The sequence below is a fragment of the Nonomuraea glycinis genome (genome assembly GCF_035920485.1).
GTDB classification, from domain to species: domain Bacteria; phylum Actinomycetota; class Actinomycetes; order Streptosporangiales; family Streptosporangiaceae; genus Nonomuraea; species Nonomuraea glycinis.
Genome location: NZ_CP109166.1, coordinates 3,906,063 through 3,931,393, shown reverse-complemented (window position 1 = coordinate 3,931,393; position 25,331 = coordinate 3,906,063). Strand labels below are relative to the sequence as shown.

The following is a 25,331-nucleotide window of genomic DNA, read 5'->3' as shown; positions in this document are numbered from 1 at the left end:
TGTGATGAACCCGTGTCCGCACTGGAAATCGGGCTAAAGCGTACAAGCAACAGAATTGTATTCTGCAGACACATCCCCTGTTCGGAGGCGACATGCGGCGCGACCTGTTCGACGAGGAACACCTGCTCTTCCGCGACACCGTGCGGGAGTTCATCACCCGCGAGGTCGTGCCCCACCACGAGCGGTGGGAGAAGGACGGCATCGTCCCCCGTGAGGTCTGGAAGAAGGCCGGCGAGCTCGGCGTCTTCGGCTTCTCGGTGCCCGAGGAGTACGGCGGTGCGGGCATCACGGACTTCCGCTACAACGCCGTGATCCTTGAGGAGATCATGCGGCACGGCGCGTCCGGCCTGGGCTTCTCCCTGCACAACGACGTCGTGGCGCCCTATCTGGTGGACCTGACCACCGAGGAGCAGAAGCGCCGGTGGCTGCCCGGCTTCGCCAGTGGCGAGCTGATCACCGCGATCGCGATGACCGAGCCGGGCGCCGGCAGCGACCTTCAGGGGATCAGGACCACGGCGATCCGCGAGGGCGACCACTACCTCGTCAACGGGCAGAAGACGTTCATCACCAACGGCATCAACGCCGACCTCGTGGTGGTGGTCGTCAAGACCGACCCGGCGGCCGGGGCGAGGGGAACCACGCTGCTGGTGGTCGAGCGCGGGATGGACGGGTACGGCCACGGCCGCAACCTGGACAAGGTCGGCATGAAGGCGCAGGACACGGCCGAGCTGTTCTTCGAGAACGTACGGGTGCCCGTCGCCAACCGGCTCGGCCCGAACGACGGCGAGGGCTTCGTCCACCTGATGCGCAACCTGCCCCAGGAGCGGATGTCGATCGCGGTGGCTGCGGTGGCCGCGGCCGAGACCGTGCTGGAGCAGACGATCGAGTACTGCAAGAGCCGTCAGGCCTTCGGCCGCAACCTCGGCTCCTTCCAGAACACCCGGTTCGTCCTGGCGGAGCTCGCCACCGAGACGGAGATCGCCCGCCACTACGTCGACAAGTGCATCCTGTCGCTGAACGCCGGGGAGCTCTCCGCGGTGGACGCGGCCAAGGCCAAGTGGTGGACCACCGAGCTGCAGAACAAGGTCATCGACCGCTGCCTCCAGCTCCACGGCGGCTACGGCTACATGATGGAGTATCCGGTCGCCAAGGCCTGGCTCGACAGCCGGGTGCAGACCATCTACGGCGGCACGACCGAGATCATGAAGGAGATCATCGGCCGGTCCTTCGGCTTCTGAACCACCGCGCGCCCGGCCGTCCGGCGGCGCATACTGGTCAGCATGGACGGCGGCCTGATCCTCCTGGTCTTTCTGGCACTGCTGTTCGCCTGGTGCCTCAACCGCGTGCGCCGGGCGATCCGGCTCGGCCCTGTCGGCTACGTGGGCGTGATGATCGTGTTCATCATCGTCATGCTGCTGCTCTGGGGCCAGACCATGCGCTGACGCAACCGTCGCTAATGTACGTTCATGAACAAGCCGATCGGATATTGGCTCAAGCGCCTCGACATGCTCCTTGAGGAGTCCATGACCAGGACGCTGGCGGAGCACGGCGTGAGCCGGCGCGAATGGCAGGCGCTCAACGTGCTGGCTACGCCCGGCGAGGATCCGCAGGACATGCTGGCGCCGTTCCCCGGCGTCGGCGACGCCGTCGAGGCGCTGGCCGCCAAGGGCTGGGCCGAGGGCGACCACCTCACCGACGAGGGCAAGCGGGCACAGGCCCGGATCGCCGAGCGGGTGGGCCACTTCAGGCGACGCGCGGTCGACGGCGTGACCGCGAAGGAGTATCAGGCGACGGTCGCCGTCCTACGGCGAATGGCCACCAACCTGGAAACCGCCTAACCGCCGCCCTCCAGCACCCTGGCCACCACCCCGTACCGCCGCCCTCCAGCACCCTGGCCGCCGACCCGGAGACCGGCTATCCGCCGCTGCCCTCCAGCAGGACCCTGGCGACCAGGCCGGGATCGTCGCTCATCGGCACGTGCCCACACCCCTTGAGCAGCCTGACCCGCTGCCCCGACCACCTGGCGGCACGCACCGCCTGGCGGCGCGGCAGCAGCCGGTCGTGCTCACCCCAGGCGATCGTGATCGGCGACTTCGGCGGCGCGGGCGGCAGCACGTTGGCGAACGACGCCAGCGTCGGCTCGAACCCGGTGGACTCCGCCAGCGCCCGGGTGGCGGCGATCAGCGCGCTCGGCGTCAGCCTGGCCGGGTGCGCGACCACCACCCCGGCCGCCAGGGCGCGGCCCGCGGGGCTCTCGGCCAGCATCGCCGCCCGCTCCGGCGGGATCGACCGGGCCGAGGCCCACATCGCGCGCAGCACCCCCTGGCAGTAGAGCAACTCGGCACGCGACCAGAAACCCGCCGGCGACAGCGCGGTGGCCGTCCGGACCGTACCGCGCGAGGCCAGCTCCAGAGCGAGATAGCCGCCCAGCGAGTTGCCGGCCACGTGCGGATCACGTACGCCGAGCAGCCCGCAGAACCCCTCCACCGCGTCCGCGAGCGACTCGGCGGTGTACGGGACACCGTCGGGCAGCGCCGGCGAGCGGCCGAAGCCGGGCAGGTCGACGGCGATCACCGTCCGCGCGGCCGCCAGCCGGTCCAGCACCGGCAGCCAGCTCTGCCAGTGATGGCCGATGCCGTGGATGAGGATCAGCGGCTCGCCGGCGCCGCGGCGTTCGAAGGCCAGCTCCATGGCCCCGAGTGAATCACTCAGCGGCTACGGGTGGGAATCTCGAACCAGACGGCTTTACCTTCCCTGGTCGGGCGTGAGCCCCACCGCTTGGCCAACTGGTCGACGAGGTAGAGGCCACGGCCGCCCTCGTCGTTCTCGCCCGCGCTGCGGATCCGGGGCAGCCGCAGGTCTTGGTCGAACACCTCGACCCAGACCGACTCCCCGCCCCGGCGCAACCGCAGCGTGAACTCCTTGTCGCCGGCGACCTCGTCCTCGAAGCCCGGCACGTCCCAGGACTCCTCGAACGGCAGCGGCGGCCCCTCGACCACCAGCTCCCGGCGCGGGATGCTCGCCGTGGAGGCGTGCAGCACCACGTTGGTGACCACTTCGGAGACCAGCAGGCAGGCCAGCTCCGCGCGCTCCTCGGGCACATTCCAGTCGGCGAAGGCCTCCGAAGCCATCCGGCGCGCCTCGCCCACCATGATGGGCTGCGCCGGGAAGGTGCGCTCCTCCACGTCCAGCTCATGATCGCTGGAGCGGACGACCAGAATCGCCATGTCGTCGTCGATCTCGCCGGGCACCGCGACCGTCGCCACGTCGGCGATGCGCTCGACCTCGGCGTCGGTCATCTTGGAGAGCTTCTCGCAGAGCACCCCGAGGGTCTCGGCGTCGGTGGGCATCCGGCCGTGGCGGTTGGGGCGGCGGTCGACCAGGCCGTCGGTGTAGAGGAGCAGCGCGGCGCCGGGCGGCAGGGTGCGGGTCTCCTCCTTGTAGACGAGGTCGGCGTGCAGGCCCTTGGCGCGCACGCCCAGCGGCTGCCCGACCTCCTCTATGTCGAGCTCCACGCACTGGCCGTCGGTCAGCAGCAGCGGCGGCGCGTGCCCGGCGTTGGCGAAGGACAGCTGCCGCGACCAGGCGTCGTAGACGAGATATTGGCAGGTCACGATGGGGGGGACGCTCACGTCGGTGCCGCTGTCGTCCCGCTCCGGCGTGGCGATGATGCGCGTCCACTCATCCAGCCTGGCCAGGATGTCGGCGGGCGACTTGTCGTCCTGGGCGAAGGCGCGCAGCGCGGCCCTGAGCTGGCCCATGATGGCCGCCGCCTTGGCGCCCCGGCCCTCCACGTCGCCGATCACGATGCCGACCCGGCCGGCCGAGAGCGGGATCACGTCGTACCAGTCGCCGCCGACCTGGGTCTGGATGCCCTGGCCGTGCGAGACGAGCGGCGCGGCGGGGTAGTAGCGGACCGCGATCTGCAGGCCGTCGAGCTGTGGCAGCGCCCTGGGCAGCAGATGCTTCTGGAACGACTCCGCGGTGTGCCGCTCCTCCTCGAACAGCAGCGCATTGTCGATCGCGAGCGCGACCCGGGTGGCGATGGCCCCCACGAAGTCACGGTCGAAGGCGTCGTAGTGCGGGCTGCGGCGCTCGGTGAGGTTGGACAGCCCGAGGTACATCAGCCCCAGCGTCTCGCCGCGCACGCTGAGCGGGGCGACGATCGCGGAGTTCATGCCGACCTCGCCGCACAGCCGCGCGCTGCCCTCGGACGGGGCGGGGAAGTTGTTGCTGGCGAAGTCGTCGACGAGGATGGTCTCCTGGCGGCGCATCGCCGCCTCGGCGTAGTGGCCGGCGGGATAGCGGATCTCCGCGCCCACCGGCTTCCAGGTGCCGGGCGGCGGCTCCCAGCTCTGCACGTGCTGGGAGATCCGGCGGACCAGCCGGTCGCCCTCCATCAGCTCGATGAAGCAGTGGTCGGCGAACTGCGGCACCAGCATCTCGGCGACCCGCTTGAGGGTCTCCTCGACGTAGAGAGAGCCCGCGAGCCGCTCGCCGATGCGCTCCAGCAGGCCGAAGCGGTCCTTCTCGCGCTCGTTGCTGCGCAGCGCCTCCCGGGCGCTGATGACGATCCCGGTCACCGAGCCGGACGGGTGGCGCAGCGGGACGGCCTGGGCCCGGACGTAGACGATCGTGCCGTCAGGGCGCTTGACGTCGACCGTGCCCTCCCACACGCCGCCCTTGAGCACGTGCTTGGCCAGCTCGATCGCCTGCGGGTGGTCCTTCTCCATGATCCCGAGGGACAGGACCGACGCGTCGCGCGCGGACTTGCCCGGCCTGCCGAACAGCTTCTCGGCGAACGGGTTCCAGTAAAGGAGATTGCTGAAGCGGTCCGTCACGACCACGGCCATGTCGGCGTGGTCGAGGACTGACGCGGCGGCGAGCTGGTCGGTCCCGTCCTGGGACAGATCCCCCCAACGCTTCATCCGGGAACCACTCCTCGGGGAGGCGTGCGCGAAAAGCGAACCACGGGCGCTCCTGCAACAGTCTTGGCCGGGGGGGAGTGGGGAGTCTCCCGGATGGGATTCAACCAATCAGCCGCGCGCGCGTCAGCGCCTGGTGACGAAAACGTGCGCGGCAACGTCACGCGGAATCTCCGCGAGAGAGTCGTTCGCGTCACCGTCACCTGTCACCCGCACACCGTCGTCGCTCGTCGCGAGCGTCACCTCGCGTCCGGGTTGTATCCCAACTTGCTTGAGTTTAAGCATCTGAGCGGGATCGCTTTGCACTTGTTCGCTAATTCGCCGGACCACTACGGGAACGGCGTGCGCTCCGGCGAGCTCTGTCATGGCGACCAGCGCGCTCCCGGCGTGCTCGACGGGCTCGGTGGCGCCGAGCTCGGCGAGGCCCGGGATGGGGTTGCCGTGCGGGCAGGCGGTGGGGTTGTTGAGCAGCTTGACCAGGCGCGTCTCAACGGACTCCGACATCACGTGCTCCCAGCGGCACGCCTCGATGTGCACCTCCTCCCACGGAAGCCCGATCACATCGATCAGCAGGCATTCGGCGAGCCGGTGTTTCCGCATGACGCGGGTGGCCAGGGTGCGCCCCAGGTCGGTCATGGACAGGTGGCGGTCACCCTCCACGCGAACGAGTCCGTCCCGCTCCATGCGGGCGACGGTCTGGCTCACGGTGGGGCCGCTCTGCTGCAGGCGCTCGGCGATGCGCGCGCGGAGGGGGACAATGCCCTCCTCCTCGAGCTCGTAAATCGTACGGAGATACATCTCCGTAGTGTCGATCAGGCCGTGTGCGGTCAAGGCTCCTCCCAACTGAATGCTACGCGGTCAGGGCAGAGACTGAGCCCGTCCGCCGCGGGCACAGAAAGTCAGGTGCCAAAGCCTATGGGGAGAACGACCGGCGTTGGCAAAAGATGGCAACAACCGTGCGGCCGGGTTCCTTCCCGACCGCCCCGATCCGGCCTTCAGCGTGCCCGGTACGTCCTGAAACCGGCCACTGACAGGCCGACGATCAGGACCACGACGGCACACGCCAGGCCGCCGCCCACCCAGGCGGTCGTCAGCCCGAACACCGAGGCGGTGGCCCCGGCCCGCACGTCGCCCAGCCGGGGGCCGCCCGCGACCACGACCATGAAGACGCCCTGCATCCGCCCGCGCATCTCGTCGGGCGCGTACAGCTGCAGGATGGACTGCCGCCACACCGAGGAGACCACGTCCGCCGCGCCCCCGACGGCCATGAACAGCAGCACCAGCCACAACTGCTGGGAGAGCCCGGCCGCGGCGACCGCCAGCCCCCACACGGCGATCACGAACGTCAGCGCCAGCCCTTGCCGCTTGACCCGGGTGACCCAGCCGGAGAACAGCCCGCCGACCACCGCGCCGACGGCCATCGAGGCGACCAGCCAGCTCAGCGCGTACAGCGACCCGCCGAAGCGCAGGTCGACCAGCTCCGGGAAGAGCGCTCTGGGCAGCGCGAAGACCATCGCGATGATGTCCACGACGAAGGACATCACCAGCACGGGGGTGGTGAGGATGAACCTCAGCCCTTCGGCCACGGACCGCCAGCCCGGCCTGGAGACCGCCCCCAGCGGCGCCAGCGCGGGCAGTCGCAGGGCCGCGTAGAGGCCGGCGGAGAAGAGCACGGCGTCCACCGCGTAGGCCGCGGCGAAGCCGCCATGGACGAGCACGACGCCGCCGAGCATCGGCCCGCCGATCGCGCCCAGGCTGTAGACGAGCGAGTTGAGCGCGTTGGCCGAGGGGACCAGCTCGGGGGGCAGCAGCCTCGGGATGATCGCGCCCCTGGTGGAGGAGCTGACGGCGAATCCGGCGGCGCCCAGCGCGACCGTGCCGAGCAGCGCGTACACGTTGGGCGCCCCGAGCAGCGCCTGGAGCAGGATGAGCACGGTGCTCGCCCAGGCCACCAGCGACCCGGCCACGAGCAGTTTGCGCCGATCCACGGCGTCGGCGACCGCGCCGCCCCACAGCCCGAACACCACCAGCGGGATGAGGTTGGCCAGACCGAGCATGCCGACCCAGAACGACGAGCCGGTCAGCTCGTAGACCTGCTGGCTGACCGCGACGAAGGTGACCGCCAGGCCGAGGTGCGAGACGGCCTGGCCCGCCCACAGCCGCCGGTAGGCGGGCACGGACAGTGGCCGGGTGTCTACCAGATGCCGTTTAACAAAGTCCCCGAAAGCCATTTGAAGGACATTAAGGGGCAAGTCTCTCCACGGCCCACGCGGGCCCGGTGCGCCGGTAGCGAAGCCTGTCGTGCATCCGGTCGAGCTGCCCCTGCCAGAACTCCATCTCCACCGGCGCCACCAGGAAGCCGCCCCAGAAGTCCGGCACCGGCGGATCCTCCGGCCAGCGCTCCGCCAACTCCTCGTAGCGGGCGTCCAGCTCCTCCCTGGACCGCACGACCGCGGACTGGCGTGAGGCCCAGGCCCCGATGCGGGAGCCGTACGGCCGGGAGGCGAAGTAGGCGGCCGACTCCTCGTGCGGCAGCCGCGACACCGAGCCCTCGACGCGCACCTGGCGGCGCATCGGATGCCACGGGAACAGCAGCGAGGCCCGCGGGTTCTCCGCCAGGTCGCGGCCCTTGCGGGACTCGTAGTTGGTGTAGAAGACGAAGCCGCGTTCGTCGTAGCCCTTCAACAGGACGGTCCTGGCGCTGGGGCGGCCGGCCTTGGAGGCGGTCGCCAGCACCATGGCGTTGGGCTCGGGCAGGCCGGCGTCGAGCGCCTCCCCGAACCACACGGTGAACTGCGCGATCGGATCGGCCGCGACGGCGGCTTCGAGCAGCGGTTCGCCCTCATAGGTGCGGCGGAGCCCCGCCAGCGAGGGCGGGCGCGAGGTGGCATCCACAAGACGGTATTGTCGCGCGCCCAGGGGCAGAACCCTCACACCACCCCCCACCAGCGGTTATGGCCTTTCGGCGGGTCCGGAGGCCGACCACTGGCAGGGAGGGGGTTAAATTGACCCGCCGGTATCTCGACATCAAGGCATTGCCGGAACATGGCAAGAAAGGGAGGCGGCCGAGAATGTCCGACTTCAAACCCGGCCTCGAGGGCGTTGTAGCTTTCGAGACCGAGATCGCGGAACCGGACAAAGAAGGGGGCGCCCTTCGATACCGGGGCGTTGACATCGAGGAGCTGGTCGGCCGTGTCCCCTTCGGGCACGTTTGGGGCCTGCTGGTCGACAACAAGTTCCAACCGGGTCTACCCCCGGCGGAGCCTTACCCCATCCCTGTCCATTCCGGTGACATCCGCGTTGACGTACAGAGCGCGCTCGCCATGCTGGCTCCGGCCTATGGCTTCAAGCCGTTGCTCGACATCAGTGACGAGGAGGCCCGCGACCAGCTCGCACGCGCCTCCGTGATGGCCCTGTCCTTCGTGGCGCAGTCGGCGCGGGGCCTCGGCCTGCCGATGGTGCCCCAGAGCCGCGTCGACGAGGCCAAGACCATCGTCGAACGCTTCATGGTCCGCTGGCGCGGTGAGCCCGACCCCAAGCATGTCAAGGCCATCGACGCTTACTGGACCTCGGCGGCCGAGCACGGCATGAACGCGTCCACGTTCACCGCCCGTGTGATCGCCTCCACCGGCGCCGACGTGGCCGCCGCGCTCTCCGGCGCGGTCGGCGCGATGTCGGGGCCGCTGCACGGCGGGGCTCCGGCCCGCGTGCTCGGCATGATCGAAGGCGTCGAGAAGCTGGGCGACGCCAAGAAGTACGTACAGAGCGAGCTCGACAAGGGCGTCCGGCTCATGGGCTTCGGTCACCGCGTCTACCGCGCCGAAGACCCGCGGGCCCGGGTGCTCCGCCGCACCGCCAAGGAGCTCGACGCGCCGCGGTACGAGGTCGCGGCGGCGCTGGAGCAGGCGGCGCTGGAGGAGTTGCACGCCCGCAAGCCCGACCGGGTGCTGGCCACCAACGTCGAGTACTGGGCCGCGGTGGTCCTGGACTTCGCCGAGGTGCCCGCGCACATGTTCACGTCGATGTTCACCTGCGCCCGCACGGCCGGTTGGGCCGCGCACATCCTTGAGCAGAAGCTCACGGGCAGGCTGGTGCGTCCCAGCGCCAACTACATCGGCCCGACGTCGCGTGCGCTCAGCGACGTGCCCGGCGCTTCTGAGGTCGTCGGCACCATCTGACACCATCTGAGGCTTCACCCGAACGGCCCGCCGGCCTCCGGCGGGCCGTTCGTCCTTCCCGCCCTGGTCAGCCCTTCTCCTGCGTCCCCGGCAGGGCCGTGTCGGGGAGATCCGCGCACAGGGGGTCGGCCTTGACGGTCTCGTCGGTGTCCAGGAGGCCGCAGCGGATGACGGGCTCGGCATTGCCCTGACGGTTCTGCGCCACCCGGATGAGCGCGACCGCCTTGTCGGCGGGCGCGTGCTGCTCGGTGGCGTTGAAGCCGATCACTCCGCTGGATCCCTCCCAGGCTGCCTCACCTGTCGTACGGGCCAGCCGGTAGAGGATGTCGCCGCGGCTGGGCAGGCCGCCCTCCTGGGTTCCCGCGCCCCGGTAGGCGCTGCCGGCCGCCTGATAGATCACGCTGACCGCGTCGTAGGTGAGGATGAGGTTGTCGTCGGAGTTGTCCGTGTAGTCGCCGTTCAGCAGCTTGCTGATGAATCGGGTCGGCTCGGCGGAGCTCGCCCGCCACAGCGTGCGGTTGGCCAGCGCCAGGTAGTAGACCTCGACCTGCTTCATGGCGGCGATCTCGGCGCCGTGATCGTGCACCACCTTGACCACGTCGTCGCCGGCGATCACCCGCACCTTGCCGCAGGAATTGCCCTCGATGGCCATGAGAAGGTCGCGGAACTCCGAGGCGCGTCCGGAGTAGACGATGACGTCGGGCTTGAGCCGGCAGGCCTTCACCGCGGCGCTGGAGATGCCGCCCGACTCGACGGTGTAGGTGACCCGGTTCTCGACGTGGACCCCCTGCCCGCTCAACGCCGCCTGGAAGTCGTCGGCCAGGTTGCCGGCGTACTGGTCGCCGGGCGAGCCGTCCTCGACGATGACCGCCGACGGCTTGTGCACGCCCGCGAGCAGGCGCTGCTGGGCGAACCTCGCGCCCAGCGCCGCCATCCTGAAGTTGGTCGGGCCCACGTGGAAGTAGTAGGGGGACGGCTCACCCGGGTGGTCCGGCCTGACGGGGTCGCGGATGTAGCCGAACGTGTCGGCCGTAGCCGTGCTCGACACCATCGGGATCTTGGCCAGGTGCAGTTCGTCGATCGCGTCGCTGACGCCCGCGACGCTGCGGGGCAGACCCACCACGCCCATGACGTGCGGCTCCTGCTCGGCCATCGCGGTGATGGACCGCGCTGCCCTGCGACCATGGGCGAAGTTGTCCCCGGCGTTCGCGATGAGCACCCGGAGCCTGGGCGTGCTGGAGACGTCCTGCTGGTACTGCTTCACCGCCTGGAGCTCTGACACCGCCGCCGCGAGCCGGGTGTCGTCCGCCGTGGTCTTCTTGATGGAGAACTCCCCGAGCACCACGACGCTGACGTACCGGCCGGATTCGATGGCGTAGGCGTTGTTCGCGTCGATCTGCTTGATCAGCTCCTGCACCTCGCCGTCGAACAGGTCGTCCGGGGTGTCGCGGGTCGCGTTCACGACGCCGACGCACTCGGACCCGATCCGTTCGGCCCAGGGCAGCCCGCCGCAGTGCATGACCCGGTCCCACTGGTTCCAGCCGACCAGGCCGATCGGGAGGAGGACCAGCGTCGCGACCAGGAACCAGTAGCCCACCTCCCGGCCGCGGCGCGGCGTCAGCGGCCGGCCCTGCGGCGCGGGCGTATCGGCAGGGGTCTCGGCCCGGATGCTGAGCCGCAGGTCCGGGACGCGCAGCCGGACCGCGGCCCGCCACTGGTCGACCGCCCCGGCGAGCTCGCCGAGCTTCACCGGATCCCCGTGCGGCCTGGCCTCGGCCTCGGGCACCGCCGCCAGCATCACCATGGGCACGAGAAGCCCGGTCTCCCGGGTGGTCTCCTCCATCAGCCGGAGGAACCGCGCGTTGACCCCGTCCGGCCGGCCGACCTCCAGCAGGAGCAGGGCGTATCGGCCCCGGCCCCAGCTCGGCCACGGAGTGATCCACTTCTTGTAGGCCTCGTGCAGATCCCGGGCCAAGGCGTGGACCAGCAGCCGCTCGACGTCGGCGTCGCTCGCCCCTGCCAGGCGGAGGGCGTACTGCGGCGTCCGCTCGAACCGCTTGTACGTCAGGTACGGCTGCCTGCCGAACCAGCGGGAGGTGAGCGACCCCCGGATCGACCGCCACCCCTGGACGGCGGTGCCGACGAGGGCCAGCAAGATGCCGAGCGCCAGGGGGATGATGCCCACGAAGTCGGGGACGCCGCCCAGGAAGTAGACCGCCACCGCGCCGACCGGTAACCAGGTCACGAGCGCCCGGCCCACGAAGTCGATCGACACCTTGAGGCTGCTGTAGCCGGCGAGCCGGCTCTTCCGCCACTCCTTGAGCCGCTTCTTGAACTCCTGGTAGCCGGAGTGCGCCTGCGGATCGGGTGGCCACGCTCCGCCGCTCTCCGGCGGCAGGTCGCGCTGTTCCCTCGCCCACAACACGAACTGGGCGAGCGGGAAGCGGGGCGGCGGCAGCAACGATCCGCCCACCGGCTTGCCCAGCTGACCGTGCTCCCCCGCCAGCGCCCTCACCAGCTCCAGGACCGAGCCGTGCTCGCCCTCGCGGACATGGGCGTACGGCACGCAGTCCTGGAACGGCTCGGCGAGCATCTCGACGGCGGCGAGCGATGCTTGGCCGCTCACCAGCACCATGGGCAGCGGGGGGTCGGCTCGCCAGAACGCCGGGCGGCGTAACAGTCCTTCGAGGATGCTGCGCGGGTCGGCCATCCGATGCTCCTTCAGCCGGTCGCCTTCCGTGGTCTCTCAACGAACGACTCGGGAAAATGGTTCATTTCTCACCATCTGGACCCTGGGCTCGGGTGGATTCCCAAGCTCGATAACCTGGGGACGTGGCTGACATCGTGATTCCCGCTGACATCAAGCCCGCCGACGGCCGCTTCGGCTGCGGGCCTTCGAAGGTTCGACCCGAGCAGCTGGCCGCGCTCGCCGCCTCCGGCGCGAGCGTGATGGGCACTTCCCACCGCCAGAAGCCGGTCAAAAGCCTCGTGGGACGCGTACGCTCCGGGCTGGCCGACCTGTTCTCGCTGCCCGAGGGCTACCAGGTCGTGCTCGGCAACGGCGGCACCACCGCCTTCTGGGACATCGCCTCCTTCGGGCTCATCCGCGACCGGTCGCAGCACCTGTCCTTCGGCGAGTTCTCCTCGAAGTTCGCCACGGTGGCCAAGAAGGCCCCCTGGCTGGGCGAGCCGTCCGTGATCACCTCCGAGGTCGGCACCCACCCGCGGGCCGTCGCCGAGGACGGCATCGACGTCTACGCGCTCACCCACAACGAGACCTCCACCGGCGTGGCCATGCCGATCAGCCGGGTGGGCGGCGACGACTCCCTGGTGCTCGTCGACGCCACCTCCGGGGCGGGCGGCCTGCCCGTGGACGTGTCGGAGACCGACGTCTACTACTTCGCCCCGCAGAAGAGCTTCGCCTCCGACGGCGGCCTGTGGATCGCGCTCATGTCGCCGCGTGCCCTGGCCAGGGTCGAGGAGATCGCCGCCGGCGACCGCTACGTGCCGGAGTTCTTCAGCCTGCCGGTGGCCATCGACAACTCCGCCAAGGACCAGACCTACAACACCCCGGCGGTGTCGACCCTGTTCCTGCTGGCCGACCAGCTCGACTGGATGAACGGCAACGGCGGCCTGGCCTGGACCACCTCCCGCACGGCCGACTCCGCCCAGCGCCTCTACACCTGGGCCGACAAGTCGTCCTACGCCACCCCGTTCGCCGCTCCCGAGTTCCGCTCGCAGGTGGTCGGCACGATCGACTTCGCCGACAGCGTCGACGCCGCGGCGGTGGCCAAGGTGCTGCGCGCCAACGGCATCGTCGACACCGAGCCCTACCGCAAGCTGGGCCGCAACCAACTGCGGGTGGCGATGTTCCCGGCCATCGACCCGGCCGACGTCGAGGCGCTGACCGCGTGCATCGACCACGTGGTCGAGCGCCTCTAGCCTTTCGCACGACGAATAGCCCTTCGCACGACGAACCGGCACCGGCGCCGCGCCGGTGCCGGTTCGGTGTTCTCAGTAGACGGGCTTGGCGGTCGGGGACCGGCGCAGCACCCAGGCGGCGATCACGCCGCCGATGAGCCCGAACAGGTGGCCCTGCCAGGAGATGCCCGGCTGGTTGGGCAGCACGCCGGCCAGGATGGACCAGTAGGCGATCGCGGTCCCGATGCCGATGACGATGTCCAGCAGGTGCCGGTCGAACAGGCCCCGGGCCACGACATAGCCGAAGTAGCCGAACACCAGCCCGCTGGCGCCCACGGTGAAGACGTTCGGGCTGGTGAACCAGGTGCCGATGCCGCCGATGACGATGATCAGGAGGCTGGCGGCGAAGAACTTGCCGAGGCCGCGCAGCCCCGCGAGAAAGCCGAGCACCAGCAGCGGCAGCGAGTTGGCTATCAGGTGCCCGAAGCCCATGTGCATGAAGGGCGCGGTGAAGATGCCCATCAGACCGGCGGGATGCCCGCCGAGGATGCCGTACTCCCGGTCCATGTCGCCCGGCGTGATGTAGTCGAAGATTTCAATGATCCACATGGCGCCGAGCACGGCCACCATCACGAGCAACGCGCTCAGGGCACCCGACAGCAGTGTCCCCGCGCCGCGCTTGGCGGACTCGAACGGGGATCTCGAATAGTCGCTCATCCGCGTCTCCCAAAGTGGTCGTGTCCCTTCACCGTACGTAGGAAGCCGCAAGGCCGCGTAAAACCCCCTCCCGAGCACGAGAGGGGGCCGGTGGTGCGAGGTGGCGGGTTACTCGCCCTTCCACTGCGGAGCGCGCTTCTCGGCGAAGGCCGCGGCGCCCTCCATGGCGTCCTTCGAGCCGAACACCGGGTTGATGATCGCGGACTGCTTGGCGAACATCTCCTCCAGCGACCAGTCCTGCGACTCGATGATCACCTTCTTGGTCGCGGCGAGGGCGAGCGGCGCGTTGGCGGCGACCTTGCGGGCCAGCTCCAGCGCCCCCTCCAGGGCCGCGCCCGGCTCGGTGACCCGGTTGACCAGGCCCAGCTCGTACAGGCGGGAGGCAGGGTAGTGGTCGCCGGTCAGGGCGAACTCCATGGCGACGTGGTAGGGGATCCTGCGCGGCAGCCGCATGATGCCGCCCGCGGCGGCCACCAGTCCGCGCTTGGGCTCCGGCAGGCCGAACTTCGCCTCCGCCGAGGCCACGATGAGGTCGCAGGCCAGGGCCAGCTCGAAGCCGCCCGCGAGGGCGTACCCCTCGACGGCGGCGACGATGGGCTTCTTGGGCGGCGCCTCGGTCAGGCCGCCGAAGCCGCGCCCCTTCACCACGGGGAGGTCGCCGGTCAGGAACCCCTTCAGGTCCATCCCGGCGGAGAACGTGCCGCCCGCCCCCGTCAGGACGTACGCCGAAATTTCGGGACGTGCGTCGAGCGCGTCCAGCACCTCCGCGACGCCCCGCGCGACCGCCCCGTTGACCGCGTTACGCGCCTTGGGGCGGTTGATGGTGATCACGGCTACGCCGTCGGACTCCTCGACGAGTACTTCGTCAGACACGAGACCTCACTTCCGGGACCTGGCTGGACTACTTGGGCTGGACCACTTGGGCTGGACTACTTGGGCTGGAAGCGGATGCCGCCGTCGAAGCGGACGACCTCGGCGTTCATGTAGTCGTTCGCGATCAGCGAGGACACCAGGTGGGCGAACTCGTCGGCCCGGCCCATGCGCTTGGGGAAGACCACCGGCGCCACCAGCTTGGCCTTGAACTCCTCGGAGTTCGGCGAGAAGCCGTAGATGGGGGTGTCGATGATGCCGGGGCAGATCGTGTTGACCCGGACCCCGATGGCGGCCAGGTCGCGGGCGGCGGGCACGGTCATGCCCACGATGCCGCCCTTGGAGGCGCTGTAGGCGAGCTGGCCGGTCTGCCCTTCCAGCGCGGCCACGGAGGCGGTGTTGATCACCACGCCACGCTGCCCGTCGGCGTCGGCGGGCTCGGTCTTGGCGATGGCGGCCGCGCCGATGCGCATGAGGTTGAACGTGCCGATCAGGTTGACCTCGATGACCTTGCGGTAGGAGGCCGGGTTGTGCGGCGCCCCGTCGCGGTTGACCGTGCGCTCCGCCCAGCCGATGCCGGCGCTGTTGACCACCACGCGCAGCGGCTTGCCGGTGGCCACGGCGGTGTCCACGGCCGCCTGCACCTGCTCGTCGTCCGACACGTCGGTCTTGGCGAAGACGCCGCCGAGCTCGTCTGCGAGGGCCTTGCCCCGCTCCTCGTTGAGGTCGGCGATGACCACGGTGGCGCCCAGTCGCGCCAGCTCTCGGGCCGTGGCGGCACCGAGGCCGCTGGCACCGCCGGAGATGATTGCTGCAGATCCGTTCACGTCCATAGCACGGACCCTAACCCGCCAACCGAATGAAGTTCTACTCGGGGGCGGGTCAAATTCCCCCTACGGCGCTGTCCACGTCGGAGTAGACCTTGATGCGCCGGTCCAGGCCGGTCGTCCGCAGGATCCGGGCCACCGGCGCCTGCGGAGCCGCCAGCGAGACGCCGCCGCCCTCGCTGGTCGCCAGCCGCCAGGCCTCGATCAGCACCGACAGGCCGCTGGAGTCCATGAAGGACAACTGCTGGAGATCGAGGACGAGCCTGGCACTGTCCTGCTTGATCGCGTCGCGCACCTCGTCCCGGAGGAATGGCGCGGTGAACAGGTCGAGCTCTCCCGCAACGGCCACCACCACGGCGTCACCGAGGGCGTGTCGCGCAAGCCGCAGCTTCATTGGCCCCTCCTCGATGAGCCACTGTACTTCGACTTGCCCTGATACCGAGCATGCGCAAACTACGATCAGTCGCATGTACGAGGACGAGACGGCACTCGGTGTCCGCATGCCGTCCGCCCGGCGTGGCCCGCTGCGGGCGGTGCTGCGCAGGATGGCCATCGCGCTGGCGATGCTGCTGGCCATGTTCGTCCTGGTGGCGATGGACCTCGACGGCTACCACGACAACGCCGACGGCGAGGTGTCCCTGCTCGACGCCCTCTACTACGTGACGGTGTCGATCTCGACCACCGGCTATGGCGACATCACCCCGGTCACGCCGGCGGCCAGGCTGGTCAACATCGTGGCCGTCACCCCGCTGCGCATCGCCTTCCTGGTCGTGCTCGTGGGCACGACCCTGGAGGTCCTCACCAAGCGCACCAGGGACGCCATACTGATCGACCGCTGGAGGGCCAGGTTGCACGACCACACCGTGATCATCGGCTACGGCACCAAGGGCCGCGCCGCGAGTCGCACCCTGCTGGAGAACGACCTGCCCAAGGAGTCCATCGTGGTGGTGGACCCCGATCCCGTCGTCATCCAGGAGGCGGCCGCCGACGGTTTCGTCGGCGTCGTCGGCGACGGCACCCGCAGCCATGTGCTCAACCGGGCCAAGATCGGGGACGCCCGAAAGATCATCATCGCCACCCGCCGCGACGACACCACGGCCCTGGTCACGCTCACCGCCCGCAGCCTCAACGCCGGCGCCACGATCGTGGCGGCGGTCCGCGAGGCCGAGAACGACCCCCTGGTACGGCAGAGCGGCGCCGACGTGGTGATCATCTCGGCGGAGGCCGCCGGCCGCATGCTCGGCGTCGCCACCCAGAGCCCGGCGGTGAGCAGCCTGATCGAGGACCTGCTCGCCTACGGCAAGGGGCTGGACGTCTACGAGCGGGCCATCCAGCCGACGGAGGTCGGCAAGCCCCTGGTCCAGGGCGAGGAGCTGGTGGTGGCGGTGGTGCGCGACGGGACGTACCTGACCTACACCGACCCCGAGGTCGCGACGCTGCGGGCGAGCGACCGGCTGGTGCTCATACAGTCTCCGCCGCGGCGGGAATAGCGAACCCGTACGGGAGCTCCAGGCGGTGGCGGGCGAGCAGGTCCGCGTCGGCGAGCAGCTCCCGGGTGGGACCGTCGGCGGCGATCACCCCGTCCGAGAGGATGAGCGAGCGCTCGCACAGCTCCAGCGCGTACGGCAGGTCGTGGGTGACCATGAGCACGGTCACGTCGAGCGAGCGCAGGATCTCGGCCAGCTCCCTGCGGGCCGCCGGGTCCAGGTTGGACGACGGCTCGTCGAGCACCAGGATCTCCGGCCGCATCGCCAGCACGGTCGCCACCGCCACCCTGCGGCGCTGACCGAACGACAGGTGGTGCGGCGGCCGGTCGATGGCCTCCAGCATGCCCACGCGCTCCAGGGCGGCCCTGACGACGCCGTCCAGCTCCTCGCCGCGCAGCCCGGAGTTGGCGGGGCCGAACGCCACGTCGTCCCGGACCGTGGGCATGAAGAGCTGGTCGTCGGGGTCCTGGAAGACCAGGCCGACCCGCTGCCTGATCTCCTTGAGCGTGTCCCGGCGCACCGGCGTGCCGGCCACCGCCACGCTGCCGTGCCCGGCGGTGAGGATGCCGTTGAGGTGCATGACCAGGGTGGTCTTGCCGGCGCCGTTGGGGCCGAGCAGCGCGACCCGCTCGCCGCGCCGGATGGCCAGGTCCACGCCGTAGAGGGCCTGGGTCCCGTCGGGGTAGGCGTAGGCGAGCCGGCTGACCTCTAGAGAGAGATGGTGATGCGTCACAGCGAGAGTCCCCACACTGCCAGGGCCGCGAGCGGCAGAGCGAGCGCGGCTCCCCATTGTCCGGCGGATGCCGACATTTTCTGAATTATCGGCATCTGGCCGGTGTAGCCGCGGCTGAGCATCGCGAGGTGCACCCGCTCGCCGCGCTCGTACGAACGGATGAACAAGGCCCCGGCTGACCGGGCGATCACCGGAATTTGCCGGAAATTTCGTGCTTCGAAACCTCGGGACTCCCGCGCGATCCGCATCCGCCGCATCTCGTCCAGGATCACGTCAAGATAGCGGAGCATGAACATCGCGATCTGCACCAGCAGGCCCGGCACTCGCAGCCGCTGCGCCCCCAGCAGCACCGCGCGCGGCTCGGAGGTCGTCGCCAGCAGGATCGAGGCGACCACCCCGAGGGTCGCCTTGGCCAGGATGTTCCAGGCCGCCCAGAGGCCGGGCACGCTCAGCGACAGCCCCAGCACCGTGGTCCGCTCCCCCAGCCCGATCACCGGGATGAGGAAGGCGAACAGCACGAACGGCACCTCGATCACCATCCGCCGCGGGATGTGCCCCGGCGGGATGCGGGCCACGGCCGCCACCGCGACCAGGAGCAGGGCGTACACCCCGAAGGCCCAGAACCGCTCGCGCGGCGTGGCCACCACCACGATGGCGAAGCAGAGGACGGCGAGCAGCTTGCACTGCGCCGGCAGCCGGTGGACGGGCGAATCGCCCGGCACATAGAGCCGATCTCCGTGCCCAGCCCCCATCGGCCGCCCCCGCTTCCCGATCGCTCAGACCCGCGTCTTGTCCTTGCTCCGCGCGGCGTAGCCGAGCGCCCCCGCCACCAGCAGCGTCAGCCCGACCCCGATGATCCCCGCGATGCCCACGGGGATCCCGCCCACGTCACCGTAGTCGGCCAGGCTCCAGGTGCCGAACAGGTGGTCGCCCGCCTGGCTCAGGAAGCCCTGCTCCTCCCCCACGGCCTCCAGCCCGTCCGGGTCGCCGGAGGCGAAGAAGGACACCACACCCGCCAGCAGCAACGTCAGCCCGAGCGCGCCGAACACGAACGGCCTGCTGCCCACCGAGGGCGCGGGATCGGCCTGCTCCTGCGGCGTGACCGTGCTGGTCCCGTCCGCGCCGCGCAGCTCCAGCGGCCGGGCGATCCCCCGGGCGCCGTACACGAGGTCGGGACGGACGGCGAGCACCGCGCCCACGGTGAGCGCGGTGATCAGCGCCTCACCGATGCCGATGAGCACGTGCACCCCGCCCATCGCGACGGCGACGGCGGCCAGGTCGATCGGCGCGGTGCCGCCGATCCAGAACAGCGCCGTGAACGCCAGCGCGGAGGCGGGCACGGAGAGCAGCGAGGCTACGAAGGCCGCCGCGGTGATCCCGCCCCGGCCGGTGGCGAAGCGGGTGACCAGCTTGAAGACGCCCCAGCCGACCAGCACCGTGACGATGCCCATGAGGAAGATGTTGACGCCCAGCGCGGTGAGCCCGCCGTCGGCGAAGAACAGCGCCTGGACGAGCAGCACCACGGTCATACAGAGCACGCCGGTATAGGGCCCGACGAGGATGGCCGCCAGCGCGCCGCCCAGCAGGTGACCGCTGGTCCCTCCGGCGACCGGGAAGTTCAGCATCTGGACGGCGAAGATGAACGCGGCGACGAGCCCGGCCATGGGCGCGGTCCTGTCGTCGAGCTCGCGCTTGGCCCCGCGCAGGCAGACGGCCACCCCGGCGGCCGCCACCGCCCCTGCCGAGATGGACACGGCCGCGTTGAAGAAGCCATCGGGTACGTGCACGACGATCCTCCGAACCAAGGGTGCGAACATCCCTACTTTAGGACATCGTCTTGCACTTGCACATGGGTGGCATTAGCGCATGATTCTTCGGAAGACCATCCGCGCGGTGAGCTGCCGCACGACCGTGCTGAGCCGCCCCTTGCCCGAGGTCGCGTACGGGCGCACGCTCCGCAGCACGGTCCCGCCCAGCCAGCGGCGCGGCGCGGCCACCGTCTCGGCGTCCGTCTCGATCCTGAACCGGGCGGGCGGCCCGCCCAGCTCCAGCTCCAGATAGGCGTCCCAGGTGCCGGGGGCGTAGCGGCCCATGGCCTGCCTGGCGACGAAACCGCCACCGGGCAGCGCGATCACCCGCTCGGCCCGCTCGCGCCCGCTGCGCCGCTCGCGCCAGACCAGCCGCCGCACGGCGGAGGCGGGCGGCACGGTCCCGACCACGCTGATCTCCCCGTCCACGACCAGCCGCCGCCCGAACGACCAGCTCGTCCTGGTGATGCGCACCCTGCCGGGCACCCCGACGACGTACCCGCCGACGTCGACGCTGAGGTTGCCGTTCTCCCTGGTGAAGTACGGCAGCACCACCACGCCGCCGAGCAGCCGGGGCGCCGGACGGGTGAGCCCGTCCTCCCGGTCCGCGCCGAGCCTGCCGGACCTGACGACGCCTTCCAGCTCGATGGTCACCCGCAGGTCCCACACCCCGGAGCCGAGCGCGCCCACGTCGATCCTGGCGGTGAACCGGTCCCCCGCGATCTCCGCCGGCACGACCAGCTCGCGCTCCGGCTCCTGCCGCGAGCGCAGCACCAGGGACACGGACTCGTGCGCGCCGATCCCGGCCAGCGTGGCGACGCCCATCACCACCAGCCGGTCGCCGTCCCAGCGCAGCCCGGTCAGCCGCCGCCGTACGGTCGCGCTCTCGATGTCGGCCAGCCGGACCAGCCGGTCGACGTCGCCGAGCGCGGCCAGCCGCTGCCGGTCGGTGCCGCTCAGCCGCTGGTAGACGCCGGGGGTGAGCCACTGGTCGCAGATGCCGGCCACCGCCTGCGCGATGTCCTTGCGCTTGACGTCCCCCGCGGCCAGGAACGGCGCGCCGAGCTGCGCGAAGGCGTCCAGCTTGAAGTGCCGCAGCAGGAGGTGGTCGCGCAGCGGTCCGGGCGGGATGTGCTCGGCCATGAGCTGGATCGGCCCGCGGATCATGGCGAGCCAGGCGACCGGGTCGCGGCTGTCCGGACGCTGCATGACGCTGCTGCCGTCGGCCCTGGCGACCAGGTGGTAGCAGTCGTAGTCGGCGACCACGGAGATCGTCTCGGCGTGGCAGTAGGCGTGCACGCTGAAGTAGATGTCCTCGCCGACCAGCAGCCCCTCGCGGAACCTGATGTGGTGCCGCTCCAGCAGCTGCCGGCGATACAGCTTGAAGCAGCACAGACTGTTGTAGACAGCGCTGTCGCCCAGCTCCGCGCGCTCCACGCTGCGCTGGAACATCGAGGCCGGAGCCCGCCTGCCATGCCCCACGATCTTGCCGAGCACGATGTCGGAGTCGTTCCTGTCGGCCATCGCGACCAGGCGTTCGAGGGCCTCAGGGCCGAGGTGGTCGTCGGCGTCGCAGAAGAACACGTAACGCCCGCCGGCGTGGTCGAGGCCGACGTTGCGCGGCCGGCCGGCGCCGAGCCCGCCTTCGACCCGGATGACCCTGACGACGCCGCGATGGTAGGCGGCGTAGAGGTCGAGCAGATCGGCACTGCCGTCGGTCGACCCGTCGTCGACGACGATGATCTCCTTGCTGACCCGCTGCACCAGCGCGGAGGTAAGGCATCTGTCCAGGTAGGCCCGGCAGTTGTGAGCGGGAATGATGATGCTCACATCGATCGCGTCGTCGCTGCCGGTTGTCACCATCGCCACTATCAACCCGCCCCTCGGCGTCACAGCGTGCTTGCGGCTCGTATCAGTATGTGACCAGGGGCCAGGGTGGCGTGGGCCGATCGGAGGTCTTGGTACCCCGGCTTTGCCCAGGGCGGTTATTCCGCGCAATCCGCAAAAAAGCCAGGTAAGCCCGCATTCACTCTGCACCGAATCGGCTTCGGGGGCGTTGTTATCCCCCTGGGGAGAAGAGAACCTCTCCGGGGGAACAGTGCCGTACCCCCCGCCACCGGCGAGTGATCCACAGGAGGGGGTAACGCGTCTACAGTTAGGCAACCTTGACGGTGGAGGTGGCGGGTATGGGATCGGTTCTCCGCACGCGGATGGCAGGAAAAGGATCGGCTGTGCACACTGCTGAGTTCATCGTCTCCTCAGCTCGGCTGGGAGAGCTCTACGAATGTTCGGCGCTGCTCCGCCGTACCAGGTTGCGCGCGGAGGAGATCGTCGACGAGGCGCGCGCGCTGCTCGACGAGGCCGAGCGGCACGGCGACGCGGAGCGGGTGCTGACCCTGACCGATGAGCTGGAGGAGGCCCGCCAGGCCTACGCGAAGGTGCTGAACGCGTACGTCATCATCTGTCGGCGGATCGACACGGAGCGGCAGGAGATCCTCCAGGCCCAGATCGAGCACGACCGCCTGTCCGGGGTGGCCTGACCGTTCGCCTATCGCTTGTGAACCTCTGGGGCTCCTGAGCCGTCTCTAGGTCAGGGAGGCCCACATGCGCGTCCTTGACGGTCTCGCGGCGAGCGATGTCGACGAGCTCCAGCTGGAGCTGCTGTTGATCGTGGCGCTGCACGAAGAGGCGGAACGACTGGCCGCCGAATGAACGGGCTCCAGCTCCCCGGGGCGTCCTGGGGAGCTGGGGCAGGGGCATCCGGCCCTCAGTCGGCGCACCCGGGCAGCACCTCGACGCCGCCCGGGTCGGCGGCGAGCAGGCGCTCCACGAGCTGGCGCTGCTGCTCCGGAGTGAGCCGCACCGGCCAGACCGCGGGCAACATCATCAGGTCGCCGTTGGGCATCTCGACAAGGTCAACGGGGAATGGTGGGGAGGAGATCACAATGGCGTCATTCTCGCACGTCAGATGCCTCCGCGAGTCTTGTTCGCGTCCTCGCCACGGGCTGGGGCTCCGACAGTTTCCGCAGGCCAGAGCAGTATTTGCCGACTTATAGTGATTTGCTCCGGGCGCGGAACGCCGCGGTCTTGACCCGGTTCTGGCACGGCGTGGAGCAGAACCGGCGGGTCCCGTTCCGCGAGACGTCCACGTACACCCGATCGCAGTGCGGCGCCGTGCACACCCCCAGCCGGTCGGCGAACTCGCTGCCCAGCACGAGCGCGAGCCCGGTGGCGCAGCTCGCCGCCCAGTCCCCGGCCATGGCGCCGCCGGGGCCGTGGAAGTGCAGGTGCCACGGCTCCCCGTCGTGCCGCTGGAGCATCGGCCTGGCGTCGGTCTCCACCAGCAGCGCGTTGATCCGCAGCGCGGCGGTGTCGAGGTCGCCCGCCGCGACCGCCGCGAAGACGGCACGCAGCCGCAGCGCGACCTCGACCAGTTCGGCGGCCTCGGCCTCGGTGGCGGGCCGGTGCTCCGGGTAGCCGACCCGCAACCCCTCGGTGGCGGCCGCGGCGACGTCGGCGGGCGGTGGCGCGGGCCGTCCGCGCCGCTCTCCGGGGGTCAGGCTGTTGACCAGCCCCACGGCCACTTTGATGACCCCATCCGTGTGACTGTTGAAGTCCAATTGACCAGTTACGCCTTCTGCTTTAGTTTGTGACTATCGAAAGTCTAGACGACAGTCACAAGGAGACTTCTGTGCTCACCCACGATGCCGCACTCGACTGGATCGCGCGCTGGGACCGTCAGCAGGAGGGCTACCTGCCCGACCGTGAGGAGCGCTTCACCGCCCTCATCGACGCCGTCGAAGCCCTGGACCGCCCCGACCCGCTGGTCATCGACCTCGGCTGCGGCCCCGGCTCCCTGTCCGCCCGTCTCCTGAGCCGCCTGCCCAAGGCCCGGGTCATCTCCGTGGACGCCGACCCGCTGCTGCTCGGCCTGGGCCGGGCCGCCTACCCGCACCTCACCTTCGTCACCGCCGACCTGCGCACCCCCGGCTGGACGGCCGCGCTCGGCCTCGACCGTCCCGCCGACGCCGCCGTCAGCACCACCGCGCTGCACTGGATCTCGCCGCCCGACCTGGAGAGCATGTACGCCGAACTCGCCACCGCGCTGCGCCCCGGCGGCCTGCTGCTCAACGGCGACCACCTGGACACGGACGACACCGCCCCCGCCCTGGCCCGGCTCGAACGCGCCGTGCACGACAAGCAAACCGAGCGGACCTTCGCCGACGGCCAGCCTGAGGACTGGCGGGCCTGGTGGGACGCCGTCGCGGCCGACCCCGCCATGGCCGCGCTCAACGCCGCCCGCACCACCGCCGGCGCCGACCACCACGGCTCCGAGTCCCACCTGCTGTCCCAGCACGCCGACGCGCTGCGGGAGGCGGGGTTCAGCGAGATCGGCACCCTCTGGCAGCGCGGCAACAACCGCCTGCTCTGCGCCGTGCGGTAGGCGGCTTCTACTGTGGCCCTATGGACTCCCGTCTCGGTGACGATCTCGCCCAGCTTCCGGAACTGATCGACGCGACCGGCTCGTACGCCGTGCGCATCCTGGACGGCCTCGGCGAGCGTCCCGTCGCGCGAGTGCCGGTGCGGCGCGAGCCTCTACCCCTGCCGGACCCCGGGATCGGGACCCGGGGTGCGCTGGCGGCGTTCACCGAGCGGTGGGAGCCCGGCTTCTCCGCCAGCGCGGGCTCCCGCTACCTCGGCTTCGTCACCGGCGGCTGCACCCCCGCCGCGCTGGCGGGCGACTGGCTGACCGGCGTGCTGGACCAGAACCCGACGTCCGGCCTCGACTCCACCGCCCCCGACCTGGAACGGGAGACGGTCGCCTGGCTGCGCGAGCTGATCGGGCTGCCCGCCGCGCACGAGGGCGCCTTCGTCAGCGGCGCGACCATGTCCAACTTCGCCGGCCTGGCCATCGCCCGCGAATGGCTCGGCGAACAGCGCGGCATCTCCATCGCCGAACAGGGCATCGCGGCCCTCGGGCCGGTGCGCGTCCTGTCCGGAAGGGCGCACTCCAGCGTCGGCAAGGCGCTGTCCATGCTCGGCCTCGGCCGCTCGGCCCTGCACCCGGTGGACGTGCTGCCCGGCCGGGAGGCGGTCGACGTGGCCCGCCTGGACGCGGCGCTCGGCGCCTTGAACGGCGAGCCCGCCATCGTGGTCGCCAACGCCGGGACGGTGAACACCGGCGACTTCGACGACCTGCGCGCCATCGCCGCCCTGCGCGACCGGCACCCCTTCTGGCTGCACGTGGACGCCGCCTTCGGCGCCTTCGCCGCCCTGTCCCCCGGCCACGCCCACCTGCTCGACGGCCTGGCCGAGGCGGACTCCATCTGCGTGGACCTGCACAAATGGCTCAATGTGCCGTACGACAGCGCCGTACAACTCACCCGCCGCCGCGACCTGCAGACGCGCGTCTTCCAGAACGCGGCGGCCTACCTCGGCCCGGTGAACGACGATCTCGTCCACCTGACCCCCGAGAACTCACGCCGGCTGCGCGCGCTGGCGGCCTGGTTCGCCCTGGCCGCGTACGGCCGCGACGGGCAGGCGGAGATCGTCCGGCGGGACCTCGCACTGGCGGAACTGCTGGGCGAGCGGATCGCCGCGATGCCCGCCTACCGGCTGCTCGCGCCCGTCAGGCTGAACGTCGTCTGCTTCACCCTCGCCGACGATCCCGCCCGCATCGGCCAGGTGGCACAGGCGGTCACGGACTCGGGCGAGGCGTTCCTGACGACGACCACGTACGAAGGGGTGCCGGCGCTGCGCGCGGCCTTCAGCAACTGGCGCACCACGCGAGCCGACGTGGACCGGGTGGCGAAAGCGCTGGAGCGGGCCACCTGACGCAGGGGTGCGCATCCGGAATATCCGGGC

The 25,331-nt window shown here is 70.4% G+C and carries 25 protein-coding genes; 9 read left to right on the top strand and 16 right to left on the bottom strand.

The genetic code is table 11. The features are described from left to right. Nucleotides 1–92: 92 nt before the first annotated feature. The 3 genes from OHA68_RS18690 to OHA68_RS18680 are packed head-to-tail and all read left to right on the top strand — an operon-like array spanning nt 93 to nt 1,838. Nucleotides 93–1,238 (top strand): acyl-CoA dehydrogenase family protein, encoded by a 1,146-nt coding sequence (locus OHA68_RS18690; RefSeq protein WP_327108796.1) that lies wholly within the window; start codon nt 93–95, stop codon nt 1,236–1,238. Nucleotides 1,239–1,280: 42 nt separating this feature from the next. Continuing rightward, nucleotides 1,281–1,442 carry a hypothetical protein gene (locus OHA68_RS18685; RefSeq protein WP_189141282.1) on the top strand — a complete coding sequence of 54 codons (162 nt, stop codon included), beginning with the start codon at nt 1,281–1,283 and terminating at the stop codon, nt 1,440–1,442. A gap of 24 nt (nt 1,443–1,466) precedes the next feature. Next, nucleotides 1,467–1,838 carry a MarR family winged helix-turn-helix transcriptional regulator gene (locus OHA68_RS18680; RefSeq protein ID WP_189141283.1) on the top strand — a complete coding sequence of 124 codons (372 nt, stop codon included), beginning with the start codon at nt 1,467–1,469 and terminating at the stop codon, nt 1,836–1,838. 76 nt (nt 1,839–1,914) lie between these two features. Here the strand turns inward: OHA68_RS18680 and OHA68_RS18675 are convergent, their stop codons facing one another. From OHA68_RS18675 to pdxH, 5 genes are all read right to left on the bottom strand, one after another. Continuing rightward, nucleotides 1,915–2,691, bottom strand: a complete 777-nt coding sequence (locus tag OHA68_RS18675; RefSeq protein ID WP_189141284.1) for an alpha/beta fold hydrolase — start codon at nt 2,689–2,691, stop codon at nt 1,915–1,917. A 17-nt stretch (nt 2,692–2,708) separates the two neighbouring features. Next, entirely contained in the window at nt 2,709–4,928 is a 2,220-nt protein-coding gene (locus OHA68_RS18670) for an ATP-binding SpoIIE family protein phosphatase (RefSeq protein WP_327108795.1), read from the bottom strand. A 123-nt stretch (nt 4,929–5,051) separates the two neighbouring features. Then, nucleotides 5,052–5,756, bottom strand: coding sequence for a metal-dependent transcriptional regulator (locus tag OHA68_RS18665; RefSeq protein ID WP_189141286.1), 705 nt, complete (start codon nt 5,754–5,756; stop codon nt 5,052–5,054). A 164-nt stretch (nt 5,757–5,920) separates the two neighbouring features. Further along, a complete protein-coding gene (locus tag OHA68_RS18660) occupies nt 5,921–7,102 on the bottom strand; it encodes an MFS transporter (RefSeq protein ID WP_327108794.1) in 1,182 nt (393 codons plus the stop codon). 64 nt (nt 7,103–7,166) lie between these two features. Continuing rightward, nucleotides 7,167–7,820: a pyridoxamine 5'-phosphate oxidase gene (pdxH, locus tag OHA68_RS18655; RefSeq protein WP_327108793.1), complete on the bottom strand. Its 654-nt coding sequence runs from the start codon at nt 7,818–7,820 to the stop codon at nt 7,167–7,169. Nucleotides 7,821–7,996: 176 nt separating this feature from the next. Between pdxH and OHA68_RS18650 the strand changes: the two genes are divergently transcribed. Next, nucleotides 7,997–9,103 carry a citrate synthase 2 gene (locus OHA68_RS18650; protein WP_189141449.1) on the top strand — a complete coding sequence of 369 codons (1,107 nt, stop codon included), beginning with the start codon at nt 7,997–7,999 and terminating at the stop codon, nt 9,101–9,103. Between the two features lie 67 nt (nt 9,104–9,170). On the opposite strand, the gene OHA68_RS18645 is transcribed toward OHA68_RS18650, so the two are convergent. Continuing rightward, nucleotides 9,171–11,813: a type 1 periplasmic-binding domain-containing protein gene (locus tag OHA68_RS18645; protein ID WP_327108792.1), complete on the bottom strand. Its 2,643-nt coding sequence runs from the start codon at nt 11,811–11,813 to the stop codon at nt 9,171–9,173. A gap of 122 nt (nt 11,814–11,935) precedes the next feature. Here OHA68_RS18645 and serC point away from each other — a divergent pair, with 122 nt between their 5' ends. After that, nucleotides 11,936–13,045, top strand: a complete 1,110-nt coding sequence (gene serC, locus OHA68_RS18640; RefSeq protein ID WP_327108791.1) for a phosphoserine transaminase — start codon at nt 11,936–11,938, stop codon at nt 13,043–13,045. Between the two features lie 72 nt (nt 13,046–13,117). Here the strand turns inward: serC and OHA68_RS18635 are convergent, their stop codons facing one another. The 4 genes from OHA68_RS18635 to OHA68_RS18620 all read right to left on the bottom strand — a co-directional run bounded on the left by OHA68_RS18635 (nt 13,118) and on the right by OHA68_RS18620 (nt 15,832). Then, nucleotides 13,118–13,741, bottom strand: coding sequence for a rhomboid family intramembrane serine protease (locus OHA68_RS18635; protein WP_327108790.1), 624 nt, complete (start codon nt 13,739–13,741; stop codon nt 13,118–13,120). Between the two features lie 108 nt (nt 13,742–13,849). Then, a complete protein-coding gene (locus OHA68_RS18630) occupies nt 13,850–14,614 on the bottom strand; it encodes a crotonase/enoyl-CoA hydratase family protein (RefSeq protein ID WP_327108789.1) in 765 nt (254 codons plus the stop codon). Between the two features lie 56 nt (nt 14,615–14,670). Further along, a complete protein-coding gene (locus OHA68_RS18625; RefSeq protein ID WP_327108788.1) occupies nt 14,671–15,444 on the bottom strand; it encodes an SDR family NAD(P)-dependent oxidoreductase in 774 nt (257 codons plus the stop codon). 49 nt (nt 15,445–15,493) lie between these two features. Continuing rightward, nucleotides 15,494–15,832: an STAS domain-containing protein gene (locus OHA68_RS18620; protein WP_189141294.1), complete on the bottom strand. Its 339-nt coding sequence runs from the start codon at nt 15,830–15,832 to the stop codon at nt 15,494–15,496. 73 nt (nt 15,833–15,905) lie between these two features. Here OHA68_RS18620 and OHA68_RS18615 point away from each other — a divergent pair, with 73 nt between their 5' ends. Beyond that, complete coding sequence (locus OHA68_RS18615; RefSeq protein WP_327108787.1) at nt 15,906–16,928, top strand: potassium channel family protein; 1,023 nt, start codon at nt 15,906–15,908, stop codon at nt 16,926–16,928. On the opposite strand, the gene OHA68_RS18610 is transcribed toward OHA68_RS18615, so the two are convergent. From OHA68_RS18610 to OHA68_RS18595, 4 genes are all read right to left on the bottom strand, one after another. After that, complete coding sequence (locus OHA68_RS18610) at nt 16,900–17,658, bottom strand: energy-coupling factor ABC transporter ATP-binding protein (RefSeq protein ID WP_189141296.1); 759 nt, start codon at nt 17,656–17,658, stop codon at nt 16,900–16,902. The two genes, OHA68_RS18615 and OHA68_RS18610, sit on opposite strands and share 29 nt — an antisense overlap. Then, nucleotides 17,655–18,380, bottom strand: coding sequence for a cobalt ECF transporter T component CbiQ (gene cbiQ / locus OHA68_RS18605; protein ID WP_327108786.1), 726 nt, complete (start codon nt 18,378–18,380; stop codon nt 17,655–17,657). Before cbiQ ends, OHA68_RS18610 begins: the two co-directional genes overlap by 4 nt. 54 nt (nt 18,381–18,434) lie before the next feature. Continuing rightward, nucleotides 18,435–19,445 (bottom strand): energy-coupling factor ABC transporter permease, encoded by a 1,011-nt coding sequence (locus tag OHA68_RS18600; protein WP_327108785.1) that lies wholly within the window; start codon nt 19,443–19,445, stop codon nt 18,435–18,437. Nucleotides 19,446–19,517: 72 nt separating this feature from the next. Beyond that, nucleotides 19,518–21,329 (bottom strand): glycosyltransferase family 2 protein, encoded by a 1,812-nt coding sequence (locus OHA68_RS18595; protein ID WP_327109522.1) that lies wholly within the window; start codon nt 21,327–21,329, stop codon nt 19,518–19,520. A gap of 368 nt (nt 21,330–21,697) precedes the next feature. Here OHA68_RS18595 and OHA68_RS18590 point away from each other — a divergent pair, with 368 nt between their 5' ends. Next, nucleotides 21,698–22,006, top strand: a complete 309-nt coding sequence (locus OHA68_RS18590) for a P-loop NTPase family protein (RefSeq protein ID WP_327108784.1) — start codon at nt 21,698–21,700, stop codon at nt 22,004–22,006. Between the two features lie 227 nt (nt 22,007–22,233). Here the strand turns inward: OHA68_RS18590 and OHA68_RS18585 are convergent, their stop codons facing one another. Together OHA68_RS18585 and OHA68_RS18580 are read right to left on the bottom strand one after the other, a co-directional pair. After that, complete coding sequence (locus OHA68_RS18585; RefSeq protein WP_327108783.1) at nt 22,234–22,371, bottom strand: hypothetical protein; 138 nt, start codon at nt 22,369–22,371, stop codon at nt 22,234–22,236. Nucleotides 22,372–22,516: 145 nt separating this feature from the next. Further along, nucleotides 22,517–23,086, bottom strand: coding sequence for a CGNR zinc finger domain-containing protein (locus tag OHA68_RS18580; RefSeq protein WP_189141302.1), 570 nt, complete (start codon nt 23,084–23,086; stop codon nt 22,517–22,519). Between the two features lie 71 nt (nt 23,087–23,157). Between OHA68_RS18580 and OHA68_RS18575 the strand changes: the two genes are divergently transcribed. Then, a complete protein-coding gene (locus OHA68_RS18575; protein ID WP_327108782.1) occupies nt 23,158–23,910 on the top strand; it encodes a class I SAM-dependent methyltransferase in 753 nt (250 codons plus the stop codon). Between the two features lie 20 nt (nt 23,911–23,930). Beyond that, the gene (locus OHA68_RS18570) at nt 23,931–25,301 is read left to right on the top strand and encodes a pyridoxal phosphate-dependent decarboxylase family protein (RefSeq protein WP_327108781.1); all 1,371 of its coding nucleotides are present in this window, start codon (nt 23,931–23,933) and stop codon (nt 25,299–25,301) included. Nucleotides 25,302–25,331 lie beyond the last annotated feature (30 nt).